This is a genomic window from Streptomyces sp. IBSBF 2435 (assembly GCF_036815005.1).
Lineage (GTDB): Bacteria > Actinomycetota > Actinomycetes > Streptomycetales > Streptomycetaceae > Actinacidiphila.
In genome coordinates this window covers 1-22,463 of the sequence record NZ_JAJSYW010000036.1, presented here as the reverse complement: position 1 = coordinate 22,463, position 22,463 = coordinate 1, and the positions used below count along the sequence as shown (strand labels likewise).

Genomic DNA, 22,463 nt, shown 5'->3' with positions numbered 1-22,463 from the left:
CCGCCGCCTTTTCGTGCCGCCGATGTCAGGTTAATTAATGGACGAAGAATGCGCAATTCGGCGGGAAATTCACCTGACACAGGTGTTCTTGCAGGTCACTACCAGCGAGAAAGTCGAATTCGGCGCAAGCGTTGACTTGATAACACACATGGTTTTACATAGCGGTTACTGGCTGGACAGGAAGGGCTGCCCATGCATGACCGGATCACGTCCGGGGAAGAGCGGACCGCCGCCTTCCTCGCCGAACGGCTGCGCCCCGCGCTGTATCCGCAGCGGCTGCCCATGGACGTCGGCGCCTGGCACATCGCGGGCGAACCGGTGCCCGTGGAGCTGGCCCTGCGCGCCGGCTACGTTCCCTTCACCGTGGGCGAGCCATGGGGCCGCCCCTGGGCGACCAGCTGGTTCGACGTCCGCGCGACCGTGCCGGAGCGGTGGGCGGGCCGCCGGGTCGAGGCACTGATCGACCTCGGCTCGCAGGACGGCGCCGGCGCCCTGGCCGGGCGCGCCGAGGGCCTGGTCCACGACGGGCACGGCATCCCCCTGCAAGGCCTGCACCCGCACCTCGACGCGGTCCTGCTGCACCGCTCCGCGACCGGCGGCGAGAGCGTCAGGCTGCTGGTCGAGGCCGCCGCCAACCCGCGGATCGAGGGCGGCACCGGCGCGGGCGCCCGCTACGGCGACCCCGCCACCGCGGGCGACACCCCGCTGTACCGGCTGCGCCGCGCCGACCTGGCGGTACGCGACGACACCGTCTGGCAGCTGATCCACGACTTCGAGACGCTCAGCGGTCTGATGCGGGCGCTGCCCGCCGACACACCCCGCAGGCACGAGATACGCGTAGCGCTGGAGCGGGCCGTCGCCGCCGTCGACCCGCGGGCCGTCGCCAGGACCGCGGACCGCGCGCGTACGGTGCTCGCCCCGCTGCTGGCCCGCCGCGCCCACGAGTCCGCCCACCGCCTCGACGCGGTCGGGCACGCGCACATCGACTCCGCCTGGCTGTGGCCGGTCCGCGAGACCGTACGCAAGTGCGCCCGCACCTTCAGCACCATGGCCGCGCTCGCCGACGAATACCCCGAACTGATCGTCGCCGCCTCGGCCGCGCAGCACTACGCCTGGATGAAGGACCACCAGCCGCACGTCTTCGAGCGGATCCGCAAGGCCGTCGCCCACGGCAACTGGGCGCCGGTCGGCGGCATGTGGGTCGAGGCCGACGCGGAGATGCCCGGCGGCGAGGCGCTGGTGCGGCAGTTCGTCCACGGGCGGCGCTTCTTCCGCGACGAGCTGGGTGTGGAGAGCGACGGGGTGTGGCTGCCCGACGCGTCGGGCGCGTCCGCGGCCTTTCCGCAGCTCGCCGCGCTGTCCGGGGCCAAATGGTTCCTCAGCAGGCGCCCCGACGCCGGCTCGGGCCCCGACCACCACACCTTCCGCTGGGAGGGCATCGACGGCACCCGGCTGTTCACCCACCTCGCGCCGGGCGGCCCCGATGGCAGCGCCCTGACCGGCGGCGACGTCACCGCAGCGGTCGCGGACTTCGCCGAGATGGGCGCCGCCACCCGCTCGCTGCTGCCCTTCGGCCGCGGCGACGGCGGCCCCGACCGGGACATGTTGGAGCGCGCCCGCCGGCTCGCCGACCTCGAAGGCGCCCCCCGGGTGTCCGTGCGCTCCCCCGCGCGCTTCTTCCGCGACGCGGAAGCCGAATACGCCGCCGCCCCGGTGTGGCGCGGCGAGATCGACCTGACGCCGCACGGCGGCTCCTACACCAGCCAGGCCCGCACCAAACGCGGCAACCGGCGCAGCGAGGCACTGCTGCACGAGGCGGAGCTGTGGTCGGCGACCGCGGCAATATGCCACGGCGTCCCCTATCCCCACGACGAGCTGGAGCGGCTGTGGAAGAAGGTGCTGCTCCAGCAGTGCCACGACATCCTGCCCGGCACCTCGATCGCCTGGGTGCACGGCGAGGCCGAGCTGACCCACCGCGATGTGCAGCGGCGCCTCGACCGGCTCATCCGGCGGGCCGCGGGCGACCCGGAGGGCGCGAGCGTCCTCAATTCCGGTCCGCACGCGCGCCGCGAGGTCGTCGTCCTGCCCGCGCCCGAGGCCGGCGCCGGATCCCCGCCCGCCCACGGGCAGCCGCTGCCCGACGGCCGGATCGCCGTCATGGCGCAGGCGCCCGCCTTCGGCGGCGGCCCCGCGGGACTGCCGCTGGGCGGCACCGCGCCGGTCACCGTCACCCCCGCCGACGGCGGCGGCCACCTGCTGGACAACGGGCTGCTGCGGGTGCGCGTCGACGCAGAGGGACTGGTGCGCTCCGCCGTCGACCTGGCCACGGGACGCGACGCGGTCGCCCCCGGCGAGGCGGGCAACCTGCTGCAACTGCACCGTGACGAGCCCGCCGACTGGAGCGCGCTGCACCTCGACCCCGGCTACCGCAGCACCTGCCGCGACCTGGACACCGCCGGGAGCGTCGAGGTGACGGCGGCGGGCCCGCTGCTCGCCGCGGTCCGGGTGACCCGCGGCACCGGCCGCTCGACCGTGGTCCAGGAACTGACGCTGAGCGCCGGCAGCCGGGCGCTGGCGGTGGACACCGAGGTCGACTGGCGCGAGCAGGACACCGTGCTCAAGGCCGCCTGGCCGCTCGACGTGCACGCCGAGCACAGCCGCGCCGAGGTCCAGTTCGGGCATGTCGCCCGGCCCACCCACGAGAACGCCGCCCGGGACGCCGCCCGCCAGGAGGCCCTCGCACACCGCTGGATCCACGTCGGCGAGCACGGCTTCGGCGTGGCCCTGGCCTGCGATGCGACCTACGGCTACGACGTCACCCGGCACACCCGCGCCGACGGCGGCACCACCACCGTGGTCCGCAGCACCCTGCTGCGCGCCCCGCACAGCCCCGACCCGCACGCCGACCGCGGCCTCCAGTGCTTCCGGCACACCCTGCGGCCCGGCGCCGACATCGGCGACGCCATCGCCGAGGGATACGCCCTCAACCTCCCGCTGCGGCCCGGCCCCGGCACACCGGCGCCGCCCCCGCTGATCGCCGCCGACCACCCGGGAGTGCTGGTCGAGACCGTCAAACTCGCCGACGACCGCAGCGGCGACGTCGTGGTCAGGCTCTACGAGTCACGCGGCGGCCGGACCCGCACCACCCTGACCGCGGGCTTCCCCGTGACCGCCGTCCACGAGACCGACCTGCTGGAGGCCCCGCTGACCGCCCGTCCGCACGACGCAGACCGCGTACCGCTGACGCTGCGCCCCTTCCAGATCCTCACCCTGCGCCTGACCCCGGCCACCGCCCGGGACGCCGGGGTGAGCCGTGGCTGACGTACCGACAGGCACAGGCACAGGCACAGGCACAGGCACAGCCACGGCCACGGCCGCCGACAGCCGCGAGCTGCTGCGCGGCTGGGCGGCCGGCAACGGGCCGATGGCCGTACGCGCCCGGGTCGTGCTGCTCGCCGAGGAAGGAGTGCGGGACGCCGAGATCGCCCGCCGGCTCGGCATCTCCCGGCAGACCGTGGGCACCTGGCGGCACCGCTGGCAGAGCGCGGGCCTGCCCGGGCTCGAACAGCGCCCGCGCACCGGCCGGCCCGCCACCGTGGACGAGGCCGAGGTCGTCACCCGCGCCCTGCTCGCCCCCGGCGGCAGCGGCGCGGGGCGGGCCATCGCCCGCGAACTCGGCCTGTCGCACGCCACCGTGGCCGCGATCCGCCGCCGCTGGCAGCTCACCGCGGACGCGGGCCCCGGCCCCTTCGTCCCGACCGTGCCGCCGCTGCCCGGCGCCGACGTCTGGGTGCTCGGCCTCTACGCCGACGCCCGGCGCGCGGTGCTGCTGGCCGGCACCCGGCCCGCCGCGGCGGCTGCCGCGGGGCCTGCCGCGACCGTGATCGGCGAGGACGTGCTCGCCGGGCTCGGCCGCGCGCTCGACGCGCTGGGCCCGGCGGACGGACCGGCCGGGCAGGAGCGGGCGCGGCACCCGGAGCAGGACGGCCTGGCCGCCTTCCTGTCCGCCGCCGCCGAGCACCACCCGGACATCGCGCTGCACGCGATCATCCTGTGGGACGCCGGCGCCGGCGAGCGCGGCCAGGACCCGCAGGCCGGGACGGCCGGCGGCCCCAGCGTCCATCTGCTGCCGGCCAGGTCGTCCTGGCGCGGCTTCCTGCGCGCGATGGTCGCGCTGGACAGCACCAGCCACCCCGAGTCGTCCCGCCGGGTCTATCTGGACCTGATCGCGGCGCTCCAGCAGGCCGAGGGGCCGGTCGGCTGGCTGCGGGAGAGCGTCGCGGGACACCTGCGGTCGCCGCGCGCCGCGGTGCCGGAGGGGGGCACCGCGGGTGCGGCGGCGCGCCCGCCGTCGTCGAGCGGCGTCAACCAGATCGACCTGGGCTCCTTCAACGAGTGCGTGGTCATCGAGTCGGTGCGGCTGTCCGGCACGATCACCCGTGGCGAGATCGCCCACCGCACCGGCCTGACCCAGCAGTCGGTGTCCAGGATCGCCCGCTCGCTGCTCGACCGGGGCATCCTGGTGGAGGACGCCCAGCGCCGGGCCACCTCCGGCAAACCGCGCACCCCGGTCCGGCTGTGCGGCACCGCGGCCCACGCGCTCGGGCTGCACATCGACCCCGAGGTGCTCACCGCGGTCGTCATCGACCTGGACGGCGCGATCGTCTGCACCTGCACCCGGCCGGTCAGCGCCGACATCGACCCGGGCGAATTCGTCGCCCAGGTCGTCGCGCTGGGCCGCGAGGCGCTGGAGAAGGCGCGCGGTGCGGTGCGCGAGGACGGCTTCCTCGGTATCGGCGTCGCGGTACCGGGCCCGGTGGACATCGCCTCGGGCACGGTGCTCGACCCGCCGCTGATGTCGGCCTGGAACGACCTGCCGCTGCTGTACCTGCTCCAGGACCACTTCCCGTGCCCGGTGATCATCGAGAAGGACTCGCTGGCCGCGGCGGCGGGGGAACGGTGGATCGGACGCGACCGCAGGGCACGCGACTTCGCCTACCTCTACCTCGGTACGGGAGTCGGCTCGGGCCTCTACCTCAACGGCGACCTCTACCGCGGGGTGAGCGCCAACGCCGGGGAATTCGGCCAGCTGTGCGCCATCGCGCTGGGCCGGGTCGGCGCGGACGGCAGGCCCGAGGTGCTGCCCGAGTGCAACCCGCCGGTCTCCGTACCGGACTTCGCGGCCCGCCGCGGCCTGCGGGGCGCGGGCGGCGCCGGCGGCGCCGGCGGCAGTACGGCCGCCTACCGGGCGGTGGGCCGGGCCGCGGCGGCGGGCGACGAGGCGGCGGCCGGGGCGCTGCGCGAGGTCGCGGGCGCGATCGGGCGCGGCGCGCTCGGCCTGGTCGATCTGCTGGACATCGATCTGATCGTGCTGGGCGGCCCGTTCTTCACCGACGACGCGGCACCCTTCTACCTGGAGGAGATCGGCCGGGTGGTGAACGACTTCCCGCAGGCGCGCCGGCTGCGGCAGGTCGAGGTGGAGCGCTCGGTGCTCAGCGCGGAGGCCGCGGCGGTCGGCGCCGCCTCGACCATCTTCCACGCCACCTTCACCCCGCGGCTGCGCGGCCGGGACCGCTCCTGACTTATGTCGTCATCGAGCCGAATCGTCCTATGAATCAGGCCGCCGCTCTTGACCTTGCGTCAAAGGTGGCCACACACTGCCCAGTTGTTACCGCAATCCCCGGATCTTTCTTCGGACTTGCACGGAAGTCCGCCGATCGTCCGGGCCCTGCTCGATGACGACGGAGGCAGGATGGACCAGCGAAAGCGCCGGCGTGCGGGACTTGCGGCAGCGTGCGCCCTTGCGTGCGCCGCCGCGATGACCGCGGGCTACGGGAGTACGGCCGCTGCCGACACCCCGCGCGCGACGGCGGCGGCCACCCCGATCTACCTGGACACCCACTACTCCTTCCAGGAGCGCGCCGCGGACCTGGTGTCCCGGATGACCCTGCAGGAGAAGGTCCAGCAGCTCAGCACGAACAGCGGACCCGCCATTGCGCGGCTCGGCGTCCAGCAGTACACGTACTGGAGCGAGGGCCAGCACGGCGTCAACCAGCTCGGTGCCGACCAGCACAACGGCGGCGTCCAGGGCGGCGTCCACTCCACCAGCTTCCCCACCAACTTCGCCTCCTCGATGTCCTGGGACCGCGACCTGCTGTACCAGGAGAGCACCGCGATCTCCGACGAGGTACGCGGCTTCCTCGACAAGTCGCTCTTCGACAAGGGCCAGAACAACCTCGGCCCGTCTGCCGACGACTACGGCTCGCTCACCTACTGGGCGCCCACCGTCAACCTCGACCGCGACCCGCGCTGGGGCCGTACCGACGAGGCCTTCGGCGAGGACCCGTACTTCGTCGGCCAGATGGCCGGGCAGTTCATCGACGGCTACCAGGGCAACAACCAGGACGGCAGCTCGCAGACCGGCTACCTCAAGGTCGCCGCGACCGCCAAGCACTACGCCCTGAACAACGTCGAGGACAACCGCACCGGCATCAGCTCCGACGTCAACGACACCGACCTGCGCGACTACTACACCGCGCAATTCCGCGACCTCATCGAGCAGGCCCACGTGTCGGGCCTGATGACGTCGTACAACGCGATCAACGGCACGCCGTCGGTCTCCGACACCTACACCACCAACGAACTCGCCCAGCGCACCTACGGCTTCGGCGGCTACATCACCTCCGACTGCGGCGCGGTGGGCACCAACTGGCGGCTCTTCCCCGGCGGCCACGACTGGGCGCCGCCCGGCTGGACCACCGACCACAAGGACAACCCGACCTGGACCGAGACCTCCACAGGCAAGACGGTGTCCGGGCAGGCCGGCGGGCAGGCGTACGCGCTGCGGGCCGGCACCGACCTGAACTGCACCGGCGACGAGGCCACCACCGCGAACATTGAGGAGGCCATCGGGGCCGGCGCCCTGAGCGAGGGCGTCATCGACACCGCGCTGGTGAAGGTCTTCACCGTACGGATGGCCACCGGCGAGTTCGACCCGGCCGGCTCCGTGCCGTACACCGCCATCACCAAGGACCAGGTCGAGAGCCCCGCGCACCAGGCGCTGGCCGCCAAGGTCGCCGACAATTCGCTGGTGCTGCTCAAGAACGCCAGACCGGCGTCCGCCAAGGCACCGCTGCTGCCGGTCGACCCGGCCAGGGCCAAGAAGGTCGTGGTGCTCGGCGACCTGGCCGACACGACCTCGCTCGGCCTCTACTCGGGCGAGCCGACCCACACCACCAGCCCGCTCCAGGGCGTGCTCAACGAGGTGCACGCGGCCGACCCGACCGCCTCCGTCGTCTACGACGCGGCCGGCACCTCGTCCACCGCCACCACCGACGCGGTGCTCAGCGACCGCACCAAGGCCGACATCCGGGCCGCCGACCTCGTCGTGCTGTTCGTCGGCACCACCAAGGCCAACGGCGACGAGGGCAACGACCGCGACAACATCGCGATGCCCGGCAACTACGACTCGCTGATCAACCAGACCGCGGCACTGGGCAACGACAAGCTCGCGCTGGTCATCCAGTCCGACGGCCCGGTGAAGATCGACGACGAGCAGGACAAGGTGTCCTCGATCGTCTTCAGCGGCTACAACGGCCAGGCCCAGGGCACCGCGCTCGCCGACGTGCTGTTCGGCGCGCAGAATCCGTCCGGGCACCTGAACTTCACCTGGTACAAGGACGACTCGCAGCTGCCCGACAAGCAGAACTACGGCCTCACCCCCGGCGAGACCGGCGGACTCGGCCGCACCTACCAGTTCTTCACCGGCGCCCCGACCTACCCCTTCGGCTACGGGCTGAGCTACAGCACCTTCTCGTACACGAACGTCACCGCGAACAAGCAGCAGATCACCGCGGACGGCACCGTGAAGATCGGCGTCGACGTGACGAACACCGGGAAGACCGCGGGCGCCGCCGTCGCCCAGCTCTACGCGGCCACGCCCTTCACCGTGCCGGGCGTCGAACTGCCCAAGGAGCGGCTGGCGGGCTTCGCCAAGACCAAGGTGCTCAAGCCGGGGAAGACCCAGCACCTCAACCTCACCGTCAAGGCCGCCGACCTGTCCTCGTGGGACGCCTCGGCGTCCCGGCAGACCGTGCCCTCCGGCGGCTACCGCTTCCAGGTCGGCCCGGACTCCGCCCATGTCGCGGGCAGCGCCAAGGTGACGATCAGCGGCGCCCTGACACCGAAGGTGCAGACCGTCACCGTGCAGCCGGAGGACGTCGTCCACAACGCGGGCGACACCTTCAGCCTCACCGCCAAGAACAAGTGGATCAAGGACGACACCGACCACAGCAAGGAGCAGCGCGACACCTCCATCACCGCGGACGGCGTCGTCGAGGCGGTCAACAACGACCAGTCCTTCGTGGACCTGGGCAAGGCCAAGGTCACCTACCGCAGCAGCGACCCGGCCGTGGCCACCGTCGACAAGAACGGCAGCGTCCACGCCGTCGCCGACGGCGTCGCCACCGTCTCGGCGACCGTCGGCGGGGTCACCGGCTCCGCGCCCGTCGTGGTCCGCAACTCGCTGACCCTCAAGGCGCTGCCCATCGCCAAGGCCGGCAGCACCCTGACCGCGACCACCACCTACACCAACGGCAGCGCCTCGGCGGTGCGGGACATCACCGTCTCGCTCGCCGCCCCCGCCGGCTGGACCGCGACCGCCACCACCCCGGCGGCCTTCGACCAGGTCGGCCCTGGCCAGTCGGTCACCACCAGCTGGTCGGTCACCGTGCCGGACGGCGCCACCCCGGACAACTTCACGCTGGACGCCACCGTCACCACCCCGGCCGGCGCCCACAGCGCGCAGGCGCCGGTCAGCGTGCCCTACGCCTCGGTGAGCGCCGCCTACAACAACTCCGGCATCAGCGACGACGCCCACACCACCACCGGCAGTATCGACGCGGAGGGCGCCAGCTTCTCGCTCCAGGCGCTGGCCGCGCTGGGCTGGCATGCGGGGGAGAGCACCGACCACGACGGGGTGTCCTTCCCGTGGCCCGCCACCGCGGGCACCGGGCAGCCCGACAACATCGTCGCGGGCGGCCAGGCGGTCGAGATCACCGGCAGCGGAAGCAAGCTGGGCTTCGTCGGCACCAGCACCTTCGGCAGCACCTCGGGCACCGGCACCATCGTCTACACCGACGGCACCACGCAGACCTACGCGCTGGCGCTGTCGGACTGGTGGGCCGGATCGCCCACCCAGGGCAGCGACTTCGCCGCCAGCACGCCGTATCTGAACAACGGCGGCGGACAGCAGACCCAGACCGTGCACATATCCGCGGCGACCGTGGACCTGCTGCCGGGCAAGACCGTGCAGGCGATCACCCTGCCGGACGTCAGCAAGACCCAGGTGGACCACCAGGTCGGCATGCACCTGTTCGCCGTGGCGATCGGCGGCCGTCGCCGTGCGGTCAGGACGAGGAGCTGAAGGCCGAGTCGAAGGATGCGGCGGGCGGCTCGATCGCGGCCAGCTCGCGTACGTGCGCCAGCGCGGCGGGCGCGCCCAGCAGCCGGTCCATGCCGGCGTCCTCCCACTCCACCGAGATCGGCCCCGCGTAGCCGATGCTGTTGAGCATCCGGAAGACCGGCTCCCACGGGACGTCGCCGTGCCCGGTCGAGACGAAGTCCCAGCCGCGCCGCGGGTCGCCCCACGGCAGGTGCGAGCCGAGCCGCCCGTTTCGCCCGTTCAGCTGCTTGACCGACTCCTTGCAGTCGACGTGGTAGATGCGGTCCTTGAAGTCGTAGAGGAAACCGACCGGGTCCAGGTCCTGCCACACGAAGTGGCTGGGGTCGAAGTTCAGCCCGAAGGCCGGGCGGTGGCCGATCGCCTCAAGGGTGCGCACGGTCGTCCAGTAGTCGTACGCGATCTCGCTGGGGTGCACCTCGTGCGCGAAGCGCACCCCCACCTCGTCGAAGACGTCCAGGATCGGATTCCAGCGGTCCGCGAAGTCCTGGTAGCCGCGGTCGATCATCTCCGGCGGCACCGGCGGGAACATCGCCACGGTGTGCCAGATCGATGAGCCGGTGAAGCCCACCACGGTGTCGACGCCGAAGGCGGCGGCGGCCCGCGCGGTGTTCTTGATCTCCTCCGCGGCCCGGGTACGCACCCCCTCGGGCTCGCCGTCGCCCCAGATCCTGGACGGCAGGATGCCCTTGTGCCGCTCGTCGATCGGGTGGTCGCAGACCGCCTGCCCGGTCAGATGGCAGGAGATCGTCCAGCAGCGCAGCCCGTGCTTGTCCAGGGTGTCGCGCAGCCGCGGCAGATAGCTGTCGTCGCTGAGTGCCGCCTCGACGTCGAAGTGGTCGCCCCAGCAGGCGATCTCCAGGCCGTCGTAGCCCCACTGCGAGGCCAGCCGGCACACCTCGGTGAAGGGCAGATCGGCGAACTGGCCGGTGAAGAGGGTGACGGGTCGTGCCATGTGCGTCCTCCTGTGGCAGGCGCTCGGGAACCCCCGGGCGAAGCTCCGGGGGAAGGTCGTGCCGTTACGGGGTCGTGCCGGGGCAAGCGGCGGCTCAGGGCTTTACGGGGGCGCCCTGCACCGGGATGTGCACGCCGAGCGCCGCCGCGCTCGACTCGACGGCCGCCAGCACCTTCTGCACCTGGAGCCCGTCGCCGAACGACGGACGCGGGTCCGTACCCTCCGCGACGGCCGTGACGAAGTCGCGCACCTGGTGGGTGAAGGTGTGCTCGTAGCCGATCAGGTGGCCCGGCGGCCACCAGGCGTCCAGATACGGGTGGGTCGGCTCGGTCACCAGGATGCGGCGGAAGCCGGCGGTCGTGCCGTCCTCGGAGCGGTCGTGGAAGGACAGCTCGTTCATCGACTCGGCGTCGAAGGCCAGACTGCCCGAGGAGCCGCTGATCTCGATCCGCATCGCGTTCTTGTGCCCGGTGGCGAAGCGCGTCGCCTCGAACACGCCGATCGCGCCGCCGTCGAAGCGCGCGGTGAAGAGCGCCGCGTCGTCCACCGTCACCGAGCCGCGCTCGCTGCCCGCAGTACCGGACAGGCCGCTGGAGCTGGCCGGCAGCGGTCGCTCGGTCACGAACGTCTCCAGCACCGCGCCCACCGACGAGATCCGCTGCCCGGTCAGGTACTGCGCCACATCGATGCTGTGCGCGCCCAGGTCGCCGAGCGCGCCGGAGCCCGCCCGGTCCTTGACCAGCCGCCAGGCCAGCGGGAATTCCGGGTCCACCAGCCAGTCCTGCAGATACTGCGCCCGCACGTGGTGGATCCGGCCCAGCCTGCCCTGCTCGACCAGCTGCCTGGCCAGCGCCAGCGCAGGCACCCGGCGGTAGTTGAACGCCACCATCGAGCGGACCCCGTCCGCCGCCGCCTTCTGCGCCGCCGCGGCCATCTCCTCGGCCTCGCGGACCGAGTTGGCCAGCGGCTTCTCGCACAGCACGTGCTTGCCGGCGGCCAGCGCCGCCAGCGCGATCTCGGCGTGGCTGTCGCCGGGAGTGCAGATGTCCACCACGTCGATGTCCGGCCGGGCGACCAGGTCCCGCCAGTCGGTCTCGGTGGACTGCCAGCCGTACTGCTCGGCGGCCTGCCGCACGCGCTCCGCCGACCGGCCGCAGACCGCGGTCAGTTCGACCCGCAGCGGCAGCTCGAAGAAGCGGCCCGCGGTGCGCCACGCGTGCGAGTGCGCCGCTCCCATGAAGGCATGGCCTACCATGCCGATCCGCAGGGCCTGCGGTGCTGTCGTCGTCACGTGCGTCCTCCTCGGGCGGCACTGGGCCGTGAATCGTTATTCATCCGGCATCGACTGAAACTCGTGGAGTTGGATAGAACAGTTCGCGAGTTTCTGCCTGAAGTTCGTCATAAGTCAAGGCTCTTGACCGGGCCGGACGCAAGAGGGCGGGGCACGCGGAATCACGATCCGCGCGCCTGCATGCACACCCCCGGGGGTCACGATCGACACACCAGTCAACCTGCGCGAGGTCGGAAGGCTGCGGGTCCTCGAAGCCCTGCACGCCACACCGCGCAGCAGCCGTCCCGAACTGGTACGGGTCACCGGCCTGTCCCGCGCCACCGTCTCCTCGCTGATCGCCGACCTCATCGCGATCGGCCTGGTCACCGAGGAGGATCCGGACACCGACGACCCGGAGCCGCGCCGCACCGGGCGCCCGGCGCAGTCGCTGTCCCTGGTCCCGACCGCGGGCTACGCGATCGGCGCGGACATCGGCCACCAGCACGTACGGGTGAACCTGTGCGACCTGTTCGGGACGGTGCTGTGGGAGCACTGGGTGGCCAAGGACGTCGACCGCGCGCCGGAGGAGACCCTCGACCTCGTGGCCGTCCTCGTCGGCCGCGCCCTCCAGGAGACCGGGGTGGCCCGCGAACGGGTGCTCGGCATCGGCGCCGGGATCGCCTCGCCGGTGGAGAAGGGCAGCGGCGAACTCGGCGCCGAGGGCATCATGCCGGGCTGGGTCGGCCTGCACCTCACCGAGGAACTCCAGCACCGCACCGCCCTCCCGGTCCGGGTCACCAACGACGCGAACGCCGGAGCGCTGGCCGAGCTGATGTACGGCGCCGGGCGGCAGGTCGGCGACATGGTCTACATCCGGCTGTCGGCCGGCATCGGCGCCGGGATCGTCAGCAACGGGCAGCTGCTGCTGGGGGCGCGGGGGCTGGCCGGCGAGATCGGGCACCTGCCGCTGATCACCGACGGCCTCATCTGCCGCTGCGGCAACCGCGGCTGCCTGGAGACGGTGGCCAGTCCCGTCGCCATCGCCCGGCTGCTGACGCAGAGCTGGGGCCGGCACATCGCCGCGCGCGACCTGCCCGCACTGATCAAGCAGCGCGATGCCGGGGCGCTGCGCGCGGTGCGCGACGCCGGGGACGCGGTGGGGCGTGCCCTGTCCACGCTCGTCACCCTGCTCAACCCGCGGCTCATCGTGGTCGGCGGCGATCTTGCCGGGGCCGGCGAGGATCTGCTCGAACCGCTGCGGGCCGGGGTCCGCCGGCACACTCTCCCCTCCGCGGCGCGGGGGGTCGAGATCGTCACAGGTGGCCTCGGCGACGGGGCCGAAGTCCGCGGGGCGGCGGGCCTGGTCCTGGCAGGAGCGCCGTACCTCCTGTCGGCGGCGGCGGCATCCGGCGAGGTGGCGTGACCTCTGTCCCACCCCGGGCTGCCCCCGCGCCCCTCTGCCGGGACCTTCCCCCGGCAGTGGGCCCACCGCCGGGGGAAGCAGGCGTGAGGACCAGGCCGGAGGCACTCGCTCAGACCCGGCCCACGAGTGAGAAGACCGCCCCCTCGGGGTCGGCCACCGTGGCCGTGGGACCGTGCGGGCCGGCCGTGGGCGGGGAGAGGACCCGGCCGCCGAGCCGTGAAGCGAGGCGGACCGCAGCAGCGACGTCCGCGACAGCGAAACCTGTCATCCAGTGCGCACCCCGTTCAGGGGAAAGATCGCGGCCGACCCCGTGGACGCCGGCCACCGCCCGCCCGTCCACGGTGAGTTCGGCCCGGTCCTCGCCGCCGTCCACCCCGGCGGCCCGGTCCACCCCGAAACCGAACACCGCTTCGTAGAACTTGCCGACCAGGGCCGAGTCGTGCGTGACGAGTTCGCTCCACGCCACACTGCCCGGCACGCCGGTGACGTCCGCGCCGCCGAACCGCCCGCCCTGCCAGATGCCGAAGACGGCCCCCGAGGGGTCGACGGCGATGGCCAGCCGGCCGTCCTCACCGGCGTTGAGCGGGCCGATACCGACCGTGCCGCCGCATTCGCGTACCGACTCCGCGGCGCGGTCGACGTCGTCGGTGGCGAGCACGGTGGTCCACACAGCCGGCCGGTCCGCCTGCGGCGCTCCCTCGCCGATGCCGGCGACCCGCAGGCCGCCCGCCTCGGCGAGCGTGTAGGAGCCGAGCTGCGGCGGCCCCGGCGTGAAGTCCCAGCCGAACAGCGCCCCGTAGAAGTCCCGGGCCAGGTCGGGCCGGTGTGCCATGAGACTGGCCAGGCAGGGTGTGCCAGGCGGACGCCGGTTCTGTACCTCGGTGGTCATGCGAACGTTCTCCTCGTGGGCAGCCCGCTGCCTGCCCGGCTTGCCCGGGGGTGGCACAGCAGATCGTCGCACCGCAGACGGCCGCGCGCGGCCCGGCCGCGCCGGGGACAACTACCGTGCCTCCACAATAGGTACATGGAATTTCTCATCAGTGCGGCCGAGCTGGCCGCGGCCCCCGTGCCGCCGGTCCTGCTGGACGTGCGCTACCGGATGGGCGGCCCGCCCGGACATGGCGAATACGCCAAGGGCCATATCCCCGGGGCGCGTTATGTCGACCTGGACGCGGAGCTGGCCGCGCCGCCGGGAGCCGCGGGGCGGCATCCGCTGCCTGACGCGGAGGACTTCGGCGCGGCCATGCGCCGGGCAGGGGTCGGCGCGGACACCGACGTGGTCGTCTACGACGACGGGAACGGCTGGGGCCCGGCCCGCGCCTGGTGGCTGCTGCGCTGGGCGGGCCACCGGCGGGTCCGGGTGCTGGACGGCGGCCTCGCCGCCTGGCGGGCCGCGGGCGGCCCGCTGAGCGCCGAGGAACCGCCGCCGGGCGACGGCGACTTCGTGGCACGGCCCGGCGGCATGCCGGTGGTGGACGCGGACGGCGCTGCCGCGCTGGCCCGCCGCGGCCTGCTGCTCGACGCGCGCGCCGCCGAGCGCTACCGGGGCGAGGCCGAGCCCATCGACCCGGTGGCAGGCCACATCCCGGGCGCCGTCAACGCCCCCACCACGGCCAACTCCGCCCCCGACGGCACCTTCCTGGCCGCCGCGGAGATCGCCGCCCGCTTCACCGCGCTGGGCGCGGCCCCCGGCACGGAGGTCGGCGTCTACTGCGGCTCCGGCGTCTCGGCCGCCCACGAGATCCTCGCCCTGGCCGAGGCCGGCATCCCCGCCGCCCTCTACCCCGGCTCCTGGAGCGAGTGGACCGCGGACCCGGCCCGCCCGGTCGCCACCGGCGGCCAGGCTGGCTGACGCCCGCACCGGACACGGGTAAGGGGCGGCCAGCTGGGTGGCCGCCCCTTACCCGTGGCTGTCCCCGCGTCAGACCGCGGGCACGAGCTGTCCCGCGTCAGACCGCTGGCATCGACGCGGACATCACTCCTGCTTCTTGCGGCGGCTGCCGAAGACGATCTCGTCCCAGCTCGGGACGGTCGCTCTGCGGCCCGGCCGGACGCCGTCCGCCTCGGCCTGGCGGTCGGTGGTGCCGACCAGCCGGTCGCGGTGGCCCGCGACGGCCCGCGGCATCAGGACGTCGGCGTAGGCGGACCCCGCGCTGGCGGCCGGGGCCGCCGTCTCCTGCTCGACCTCGGCGGCGGGCTCCTGCGCGGCCGGCACCGCGTCCGGCGGAGCCGTCGGCGGGGCGGGCACGACCATGTCGCCGCGGAAGCTCGGCACGGCCTCCAGCAGGCTGGTCAGCGAGTCGCGCTCCTCCGGCTCCGCGAGGACGGCCCGCTCGTCGGCCCGCGCCTCCCTGGCCTCCCGGGGCTCGCGCTCCTGCCGGTCCGGCCGCTCCAACTGCCGGTCGAGCGCCCGGTCCAGCGGGCGGTCCCGCGGCAGCCTGGCGATCCGCGGCACGAACGGGAAGCTCGGCTCCTGCGCCTGTGCCTGCGCCTGGGTGGTCTCGCCGATCAGCGACCTGGCCTCGTCGTCCACCGCCTGCACCAGCCGGCGCGGCGGGTCGTAGGTCCAGCTCGCCGAGTGCGGCTCACCGGCCACCCGGTAGACCAGCAGCACTTCCCACGTGCCGTCGTCGCGCCGCCAGGAGTCCCACAGCACGGTCTCCTTCTCCGCGCCGCGCAGCAGCAGCCGCTCGGCCACCGCCTCGCCGAGCTGCGGGCCGGTGCTCTCGCCCTGCCGCCTGACCGGGGTCTTCCTGGCCCGCTCGGCCATGAAGGCGCGCTCGGCCAGCACGGGACCCTCGAAGCGGCGCACCCGCTCCACCGGGATGCCGGCCATCTGCGCGACCTCCTCGGCGGAGGCACCCGAGCGTATCCGCGCCTGGATGTCACGGGGCCGCAGATGGCTCTCGACCTCGATCTCGATCTGGCCGAGCCTGGCACGGTCGTTGCGGACCGCGGCGCGCAGCCGCTCGTCGATGGGGAGCGTGTATTCCGTGCTGTCGGCAGCCTTGAGCACCAGTCGTGTGCCGTCGTTGCTGACGGCCACGACGCGCAGTTCGGGCACGGTTACCTCCCGGGTGGTGCCTGCCGACGTCAGTTGCGTCGCTGCTCCCGTTGGACGAGTGTGGCCTGCCCGGGTGCAGCGTGCCACAACCTTGCAGAGTTACCCGGCGTGTCGGCACTGCCTGGTGACACGCCGTTATGGGACGGTGGTCGATTGGCCACTCAGTGTGACCGATCGCCGTGCACCGGGAGGAGTGCCGTCGAGGCTTCCCCCCTGTTCGTCCGGGCGACCGGACGGGCAACCGGGAGCACGGATTCGTCACGGTACTCCATTTGGGCCAGCCGAGGGCGGCTGCCGCGCGCCGAATGTGGTGTGCGGAGCGGGAGTTGAGTGACCCGGCTCACTCGTACGGGGTACGCGCCGGGGGCAAAAAGGGCGAAGGGCTACGAACCAAGCACCCGCCGCAGGTAGTCGTTCGTGAACAGCCGCCCCGGGTCCAACTGGTCGCGCACGTCCGTGAACTCGGCGAACCGCGGGTAAACGGCCCGGAAATACTCCGCGTCCCGGGTGTGCATCTTGCCCCAGTGCGGCCGGCCGCCCCGCTCGGTCATGATCGCCTCGACCGCGGTGAAATACTCCTGATACCGGCTGCCCCGGTACATGTGTACCGCTATGTACGCACTGTCCCGGCCCGACGCCGTCGACAGCGCGATGTCGTCGGCCGGCGCGACCCGTACCTCCACCGGGAAGCTGATGCGGAGGTCCGACCGCTCCACCATCGCCTTGAGCGCCCGGATCGCGTCGACCGCCGCCTCCCGGGGCACCGCGTACTCCATCTCCACGAAGCGCACCCGGCGCGGGCTGGTGAAGACCTTGTAGGGGATGTCGGTGTAGCTGCGGGCCGACAGCGCCCTGCTGGAGATCCTGGCCATGCCCGGGATAGCGGCGGGAGCGGCCCTGCCGAGCGCGCAGGCGGCCTGGAAGACCCCGTTGGACAGCAGTTCGTCGTCGATCCAGCCGCGGACCGCGGGGAGCGGCGCCGCGGGTCCCTGGCTGCGGTTGTTGCGCTTGGTGTTGCAGCTGTCGGTGTGCGGGAACCAGTAGAACTCGAAGTGCTCGTTCTCCGCGACCAGCGCGTCGAACTCGGACATCACCCGGTCGAAGGCCATCGGCTCCTCGCGGGCGGTCAGCAGGAAGACCGGCTCGACCGCGAAGGTGACCGCGCTGACCACGCCGAGCGCGCCGAGGCCGATCCGGGCCGCGGCGAAGACCTCGGGCCGCTCGTCGGCCGAGCAGGTCAGCACCGAGCCGTCCGCGGTGACCAGTTCGAGCGCGGTGATCTGCGCGGCGATCGAGCCCGAGTCGCGGCCGGTGCCGTGGGTGCCGGTGCTGGTGGCGCCGGCCACCGTCTGCTCCATGATGTCGCCCATGTTGGTCAGCGACAGGCCCTCCGCGGCCAGCGCCGCGTTGAGCTGCCTGAGCTGCACCCCGGCCTCGGCCGTCACGGTGCCGGCCGCCCGGTCGATGGAGCGGATCGCGGTCAGCCCCTCGGGCCGGATCAGCACCCCGGAGGTGGCGGCGGCCGAGGTGAAGGAGTGGCCGGAGCCGACCGCCTTGGCCGTCAGCCCGTCCGCCGCGGCGGCGCGCAGCACCGCCGCCAGCTCGTCGGCCGAGGCCGGCGCCACCGCGCGCGCCGGGCGCGCGGTGACGTTCCCCGCCCAGTTACGCCACACCTTCGCGTCCGTCGACCGTGTCGTGCGCGCTGATCGCGCCGTGTCCGTCGTCGTACCCACCGCGCGGCTCCTCCCGCTCCGGCGCCGGACGCAGCCGGCGATACCCGAGTCCTGCCACCGCCGCGGCGAGGAACGCCGCGCCGGCGGGCACCGCGAACGCCGCCGAGGCGCCGTGCGCGTCGGTCACCCGGCCGGCGAGCGCGGCCCCCAGGGCGACCCCGATCGCGAGCCCCGTGGAGGTCCACGTCATGCCCTCGGTCAGCCGTGCCCGCGGTACCAGCCGTTCGACCAGGCTCATCGATGTCACCATCGTCGGTGCGATCGTCAGACCGGAGAAGAACAGCGCCATGGCCAGGAACACCAGGTTTCCGACCAGTAGTGGCGGGATCATACTCACCGCCATCAAGGAGATGCCCAGCAGGAACCTCCCCTGTGCGCTGCCACGTGGTCTGATCAGGCCGAACGCCAGTCCGGCCAGGCAGGAGCCGAGGGCGTAGGTCGCCAGCACCAGGCTCGCCGCCGACTTGTGGCCGTGCTCGTCGGCGAACGCGAGAGTGGTCACGTCGACCGCGCCGAAGACCGTGCCCGTCCCGATGAAGACCCCGATGAGCACCGGCATGCCGGGCGCCCGCAAGGCCGAGCCGCCCCCGCGGTGGGCGCGCGGATGCGGCTGCGGCTCGGTGCGGCGCTGCGCGGTCAGCAGCAGCACGCCGACCCCCAGGAAGACCGCGGCTAGCAGCGGCCCCGCCTCGGCGAACAGGACCGTGCACAGGCCGATGGACAGTATCGGGCCGAGGATGAAGACGATCTCGTCCACCACCGACTCGAACGAATACGCCGTGTGCAGGAGTTCCGGCGCCTCGCGGTGGATCGCCGACCAGCGGGCCCGTACCATCGCGCCCATGCTCGGCGTGGCGCCGACGCCCACCGCGCACACGAAGAACGTCCAGTGCGGCGCCCCGCCCTTCACCGCCGCCAGCAGGCTCAGCACCGAGACCACGGTGACCGCCGCGGCCGGCCGCAGCACCCGTGCCTGGCCGTACCGGTCCACCATCCTGGACACCTGCGGCCCGATCGCGGCGCCGGCCAGCGCGGCGGTCGCCGACAGCGCGCCGGCGAGCCCGTACTGCCCGGTGACCTGCGAGATCATCGTCACGATGCCGATCCCCAGCATCGACAGCGGCATCCGACCGACCAGGCCGGCGGCAGAGAAGGCCCTGCTGCCGGGCGCCGCGAATATCGCGCGATAGGGGCTGGTCACGAGGGGCGCTCCGTCGTAAGGACTCTGCTGGCTCCATACAGCTTACGAACGGTGGCAACCGGATATACCCGCCCTGCACGCCCGGGGCTGTTCGGGGTCGCCGGCCGTTGGGTGGCAGGATCGGACCCATGCCAGAGCAGTCACCCACAACCGACGCCCGCGTGCCGGGGACCCCGGTGCCGGGCACCGACCCCGCCCCCTACGACGCGCTGCTGCTGCTGTCCTTCGGCGGCCCCGAGGGACCCGACGACGTGGTGCCGTTCCTGGAGAACGTGACGCGCGGCCGCGGCATCCCCCGCGAGCGCCTCAAGGAGGTCGGCCGGCACTACTTCCTCTTCGGCGGTGTCAGCCCGATCAACGCGCAGAACCGCGACCTGCTCGACGCCTTGCGCAAGGACTTCGCGGAACACGGCCTCGACCTGCCGGTCTTCTGGGGCAACCGCAACTGGGCGCCGTATCTGACCGACACCTTGCGGGAGATCTCCGCCGCGGGGCATCGCCGCGTCCTGGTGCTGGCCACCAGCGGCTACGCCTCCTACTCCGGCTGCCGGCAGTACCGCGAGAACCTGGCCGCCGCCCTGGCCGTGCTCGCCGCCGAGGGGCGAGCGGTGCCGCGCGTCGACAAGCTGCGGCACTACTTCAACCACCCCGGCTTCGTGGAGCCCATGGCCGAGGCGACGCTCGCCGCGCTGGCCGCCCTGCCTCCCGCGGTCAGGGACGGCGCCCGGCTCGCCTTCACCACCCACTCGATCCCGACCGCCGCGGCCGACACCTCCGGCCCGCCGCCTGTCCACGGCGACGGCGGCGCCTATGTCGCGCAGCACCTGGACACCGCCCGGCTGGTCGCCGACGCGGTCAGGGCGGTGGACGGCGTCGAGCGCCCCTGGGAGCTGGTCTACCAGTCCCGCAGCGGCTCCCCGCAGACCCCCTGGCTCGAACCGGACATCTGCGACCACCTGGAAGAGGTGCGGGAGCAGGGCGCGCCCGCCGTCGTCATGGTGCCGATCGGCTTCGTCTCCGACCACATGGAGGTGAAGTACGACCTGGACACCGAGGCGGCCGCGAAGGCCGCCGAGCTGGACCTGCCGGTCAGCCGGGCCGCCACCGTCGGGGCCGACCCGCGGTTCGCCGCCGCCGTGCGCGAGCTGGTGGTCGAGCGGGCCGCCACCGAGAGCGGCGCCGCCCCCGCGCGCTGCGCTCTCGGCGCGCTCGGACCGAGCCACGACGTCTGCCCGGCAGGCTGCTGCCCTGCCAGGAACCCGATGCCCGCCGCCGCAGGAATGGACTGAGGAGTCACGTGAGCACCCAAGCGTCACCGGCCGACCGCACCGCGGAATACACCGAGCTGCTGGAGGTCGCCCTGGAGGCGGCCCGCAAGGCCGGCGCCCTGCTGCGGGACGGCCGCCCGGCCGACCTCGGCGTCGCCGCCACCAAGACCAGCCCGATCGACGTCGTCACCGAGATGGACATCGCGGCCGAGAAGCTGATCACCACCGTCATCGGCCGGGTGCGCCCGGACGACGGCTTCCTCGGCGAGGAGGGCGCCAGCCGAGAGGGCACCAGCGGGGTGCGCTGGATCATCGACCCGCTGGACGGCACCGTGAACTACCTCTACGGCCTGCCGTCCTGGGCGGTCAGCATCGCCGCGGAGAAAGACGGCGAGGTGGTCGTCGGCGTTGTGGAGGCGCCGATGCGCGGCGAGACCTACCAGGCGGTGCTGGGCGGCGGCGCGCTGGTCAACGGTGCTCCGGCCCGCTGCCGGCCCGCCCCCGAGCTGTCGCACGCGCTGGTCGGCACCGGCTTCGGCTACCGCGCCGAGCGGCGGGCGACCCAGGCGGAGGTGGTGCGTACGCTGCTGCCGCAGGTCCGCGACATCCGGCGCGGCGGCTCCGCCGCGATCGACCTGGCCGACATCGGCTGCGGGCGGCTCGACGCGTACTACGAGCGCGGCCTGAACCCGTGGGATCTCGCCGCGGGTGACCTCTTCGCCCGCGAGGCCGGCGCGCTCACCGGCGGCCGCCCCGGCGACCGCGCCTCGGGCGACCTGCTGGTCGCCGCCCCCGCCGGGCTCTTCGAGACGCTTCAGCAGCGGCTGGACGAGCTGGGCGCCTGGCAGGGATGACCCAGGCACGCCCGGCACCCCGGGCGGCCCGACGAGCCCGGGGCGCGGCCACTGCGCCCCGGACCTGGCCGGGCCGCCCAGGACCCGGGCATGCGAACGCCCCGGCTCCCTCCAGGGGCCGGGGCGTGCGGCTCGGGGTCAGGCGACCTTGGGCCGTACGTCCACGCCGTGCTCCGCTGCGAGCCTGCGCAGATCGTCCAGCTCGCCCTGCTCGACCTCGGCGAGGAATTCGTCGCCCGTCTCCCGCGCCCTGCGCAGGTCGGACTCCGTGCTGTGTATGCGCTGCAGGATTCCGGTGGTGAACGCGTCCATATGGCGCCCCCTCGTCGTCTCCGTTGACACGGGGAATGTGTCAAGCCAGATGCCGCGCGCGACAACGCGCGGCAGGCGTAGTGGGTGGGTGTTCAGTCGTCCTCCCCGCCGTGCCCGCGGGGGAAACCTCACCGGCCCGGGGGAAATTCCGCGGTCCGCGCACTTACCGCCGATTTACCCCTGCCAGGTGCAGGATGGTGGAGCATTCCCACAGCTCACGGAAGGAACAGCGCCTTGCGCGTACTGGTCGTCGAGGACGAGCAACTGCTCGCTGATGCGGTTGCCACCGGCCTTCGCCGCGAGGCCATGGCCGTCGACGTGGTCTACGACGGCGGCGCCGCCCTGGAGAGGATCGGTGTCAACGACTACGACGTGGTCGTACTGGATCGTGACCTCCCGGTCGTGCACGGTGACGACGTGTGCCGGCAGATCGTCGAGCTGGGGCTGCCCACCCGGGTGCTGATGCTCACTGCCGCAGGCGACGTCAGCGACCGCGTCGAGGGCCTGGAGCTGGGCGCCGACGACTACCTGCCCAAGCCGTTCGCCTTCACCGAGCTGACCGCCAGGGTCCGCGCGCTCGGCCGCCGGACGACCGCGGCCCTGCCACCGGTGCTGGAGCGCTCCGGCATCCGGCTCGACCCCAACCGGCGCGAGGTGTCCAGGGACGGCGCCGAGGTGCACCTGGCGCCCAAGGAATTCGCCGTGCTCGAGGTGCTGATGCGCAGCGAGGGCTCGGTGGTCTCGGCGGAACAGCTGCTGGAGAAGGCCTGGGACGAGAACACCGACCCGTTCACCAACGTCGTGCGGGTCACGGTGATGACACTGCGGCGCAAGCTCGGCGAGCCACCGGTGATCGTCACCGTGCCCGGCTCGGGCTACCGGATCTGATCGCGTGGCCACCGCGTCCCCCTCCTCCCCTCCGC

At 73.2% G+C, this 22,463-nt stretch carries 15 protein-coding genes; 8 read left to right on the top strand and 7 right to left on the bottom strand.

All coding sequences use genetic code 11. The features are described from left to right. Window positions 1-192: 192 nt before the first annotated feature. The 3 genes from V7E46_RS10125 (at window position 193) to V7E46_RS10115 (ending at window position 9,424) form a co-directional block, all read left to right on the top strand. Window positions 193-3,321, top strand: coding sequence for an alpha-mannosidase (locus V7E46_RS10125; RefSeq protein WP_333768103.1), 3,129 nt, complete (start codon window positions 193-195; stop codon window positions 3,319-3,321). Next, window positions 3,314-5,581, top strand: coding sequence for an ROK family protein (locus V7E46_RS10120; RefSeq protein WP_333768102.1), 2,268 nt, complete (start codon window positions 3,314-3,316; stop codon window positions 5,579-5,581). Before V7E46_RS10125 ends, V7E46_RS10120 begins: the two co-directional genes overlap by 8 nt. Window positions 5,582-5,752: 171 nt before the next feature. Next, the gene (locus tag V7E46_RS10115; RefSeq protein WP_333768101.1) at window positions 5,753-9,424 is read left to right on the top strand and encodes a glycoside hydrolase family 3 C-terminal domain-containing protein; all 3,672 of its coding nucleotides are present in this window, start codon (window positions 5,753-5,755) and stop codon (window positions 9,422-9,424) included. Here V7E46_RS10115 and V7E46_RS10110 read toward each other — a convergent pair. Further along, the gene (locus V7E46_RS10110; protein ID WP_329173899.1) at window positions 9,408-10,415 is read right to left on the bottom strand and encodes a sugar phosphate isomerase/epimerase family protein; all 1,008 of its coding nucleotides are present in this window, start codon (window positions 10,413-10,415) and stop codon (window positions 9,408-9,410) included. The two genes, V7E46_RS10115 and V7E46_RS10110, sit on opposite strands and share 17 nt — an antisense overlap. A 94-nt stretch (window positions 10,416-10,509) precedes the next feature. After that, window positions 10,510-11,670, bottom strand: coding sequence for a Gfo/Idh/MocA family protein (locus V7E46_RS10105; protein ID WP_333768115.1), 1,161 nt, complete (start codon window positions 11,668-11,670; stop codon window positions 10,510-10,512). A 196-nt stretch (window positions 11,671-11,866) separates the two neighbouring features. Between V7E46_RS10105 and V7E46_RS10100 the strand changes: the two genes are divergently transcribed. Beyond that, the gene (locus V7E46_RS10100) at window positions 11,867-13,108 is read left to right on the top strand and encodes an ROK family transcriptional regulator (protein ID WP_333768114.1); all 1,242 of its coding nucleotides are present in this window, start codon (window positions 11,867-11,869) and stop codon (window positions 13,106-13,108) included. Between the two features lie 109 nt (window positions 13,109-13,217). Here the strand turns inward: V7E46_RS10100 and V7E46_RS10095 are convergent, their stop codons facing one another. Continuing rightward, window positions 13,218-13,997: a VOC family protein gene (locus V7E46_RS10095; protein ID WP_333768100.1), complete on the bottom strand. Its 780-nt coding sequence runs from the start codon at window positions 13,995-13,997 to the stop codon at window positions 13,218-13,220. Between the two features lie 135 nt (window positions 13,998-14,132). On the opposite strand from V7E46_RS10095, the gene V7E46_RS10090 reads away from it, so the two are divergent. After that, window positions 14,133-14,960, top strand: a complete 828-nt coding sequence (locus V7E46_RS10090) for a sulfurtransferase (protein WP_333768099.1) — start codon at window positions 14,133-14,135, stop codon at window positions 14,958-14,960. Between the two features lie 123 nt (window positions 14,961-15,083). On the opposite strand, the gene sepH is transcribed toward V7E46_RS10090, so the two are convergent. From sepH to V7E46_RS10075, 3 genes are all read right to left on the bottom strand, one after another. Beyond that, window positions 15,084-16,205 carry a septation protein SepH gene (gene sepH / locus V7E46_RS10085; RefSeq protein ID WP_329182320.1) on the bottom strand — a complete coding sequence of 374 codons (1,122 nt, stop codon included), beginning with the start codon at window positions 16,203-16,205 and terminating at the stop codon, window positions 15,084-15,086. A 350-nt stretch (window positions 16,206-16,555) separates the two neighbouring features. After that, window positions 16,556-17,845, bottom strand: coding sequence for a D-arabinono-1,4-lactone oxidase (locus V7E46_RS10080; protein WP_333768098.1), 1,290 nt, complete (start codon window positions 17,843-17,845; stop codon window positions 16,556-16,558). Then, window positions 17,835-19,106 carry an MFS transporter gene (locus tag V7E46_RS10075; RefSeq protein ID WP_333768097.1) on the bottom strand — a complete coding sequence of 424 codons (1,272 nt, stop codon included), beginning with the start codon at window positions 19,104-19,106 and terminating at the stop codon, window positions 17,835-17,837. Before V7E46_RS10075 ends, V7E46_RS10080 begins: the two co-directional genes overlap by 11 nt. A 128-nt stretch (window positions 19,107-19,234) precedes the next feature. Here V7E46_RS10075 and V7E46_RS10070 point away from each other — a divergent pair, with 128 nt between their 5' ends. Both V7E46_RS10070 and V7E46_RS10065 read left to right on the top strand, forming a co-directional pair. Continuing rightward, window positions 19,235-20,395, top strand: coding sequence for a ferrochelatase (locus tag V7E46_RS10070; RefSeq protein WP_333768096.1), 1,161 nt, complete (start codon window positions 19,235-19,237; stop codon window positions 20,393-20,395). A gap of 8 nt (window positions 20,396-20,403) precedes the next feature. Beyond that, window positions 20,404-21,228: an inositol monophosphatase family protein gene (locus V7E46_RS10065; RefSeq protein ID WP_329173885.1), complete on the top strand. Its 825-nt coding sequence runs from the start codon at window positions 20,404-20,406 to the stop codon at window positions 21,226-21,228. A 138-nt stretch (window positions 21,229-21,366) separates the two neighbouring features. On the opposite strand, the gene V7E46_RS10060 is transcribed toward V7E46_RS10065, so the two are convergent. After that, window positions 21,367-21,540: a hypothetical protein gene (locus tag V7E46_RS10060; RefSeq protein ID WP_329173884.1), complete on the bottom strand. Its 174-nt coding sequence runs from the start codon at window positions 21,538-21,540 to the stop codon at window positions 21,367-21,369. 234 nt (window positions 21,541-21,774) lie between these two features. Between V7E46_RS10060 and V7E46_RS10055 the strand changes: the two genes are divergently transcribed. Then, window positions 21,775-22,428, top strand: a complete 654-nt coding sequence (locus tag V7E46_RS10055; RefSeq protein ID WP_329173883.1) for a response regulator transcription factor — start codon at window positions 21,775-21,777, stop codon at window positions 22,426-22,428. The last annotated feature ends 35 nt before the right edge of the window (window positions 22,429-22,463 follow it).

What these genes read in the sequence shown, in the direction of transcription:
- V7E46_RS10105 (WP_333768115.1), bottom strand. Translation starts at nt 11,670, where the DNA reads ATGGTAGGCCATGCCTTCATGGGAGCGGCGCACTCGCACGCGTGGCGC.
- V7E46_RS10095 (WP_333768100.1), bottom strand. Translation starts at nt 13,997, where the DNA reads ATGACCACCGAGGTACAGAACCGGCGTCCGCCTGGCACACCCTGCCTG.
- V7E46_RS10115 (WP_333768101.1), top strand. Translation starts at nt 5,753, where the DNA reads ATGGACCAGCGAAAGCGCCGGCGTGCGGGACTTGCGGCAGCGTGCGCC.
- V7E46_RS10060 (WP_329173884.1), bottom strand. Translation starts at nt 21,540, where the DNA reads ATGGACGCGTTCACCACCGGAATCCTGCAGCGCATACACAGCACGGAG.
- V7E46_RS10090 (WP_333768099.1), top strand. Translation starts at nt 14,133, where the DNA reads ATGGAATTTCTCATCAGTGCGGCCGAGCTGGCCGCGGCCCCCGTGCCG.
- V7E46_RS10125 (WP_333768103.1), top strand. Translation starts at nt 193, where the DNA reads ATGCATGACCGGATCACGTCCGGGGAAGAGCGGACCGCCGCCTTCCTC.
- V7E46_RS10070 (WP_333768096.1), top strand. Translation starts at nt 19,235, where the DNA reads ATGCCAGAGCAGTCACCCACAACCGACGCCCGCGTGCCGGGGACCCCG.
- V7E46_RS10110 (WP_329173899.1), bottom strand. Translation starts at nt 10,415, where the DNA reads ATGGCACGACCCGTCACCCTCTTCACCGGCCAGTTCGCCGATCTGCCC.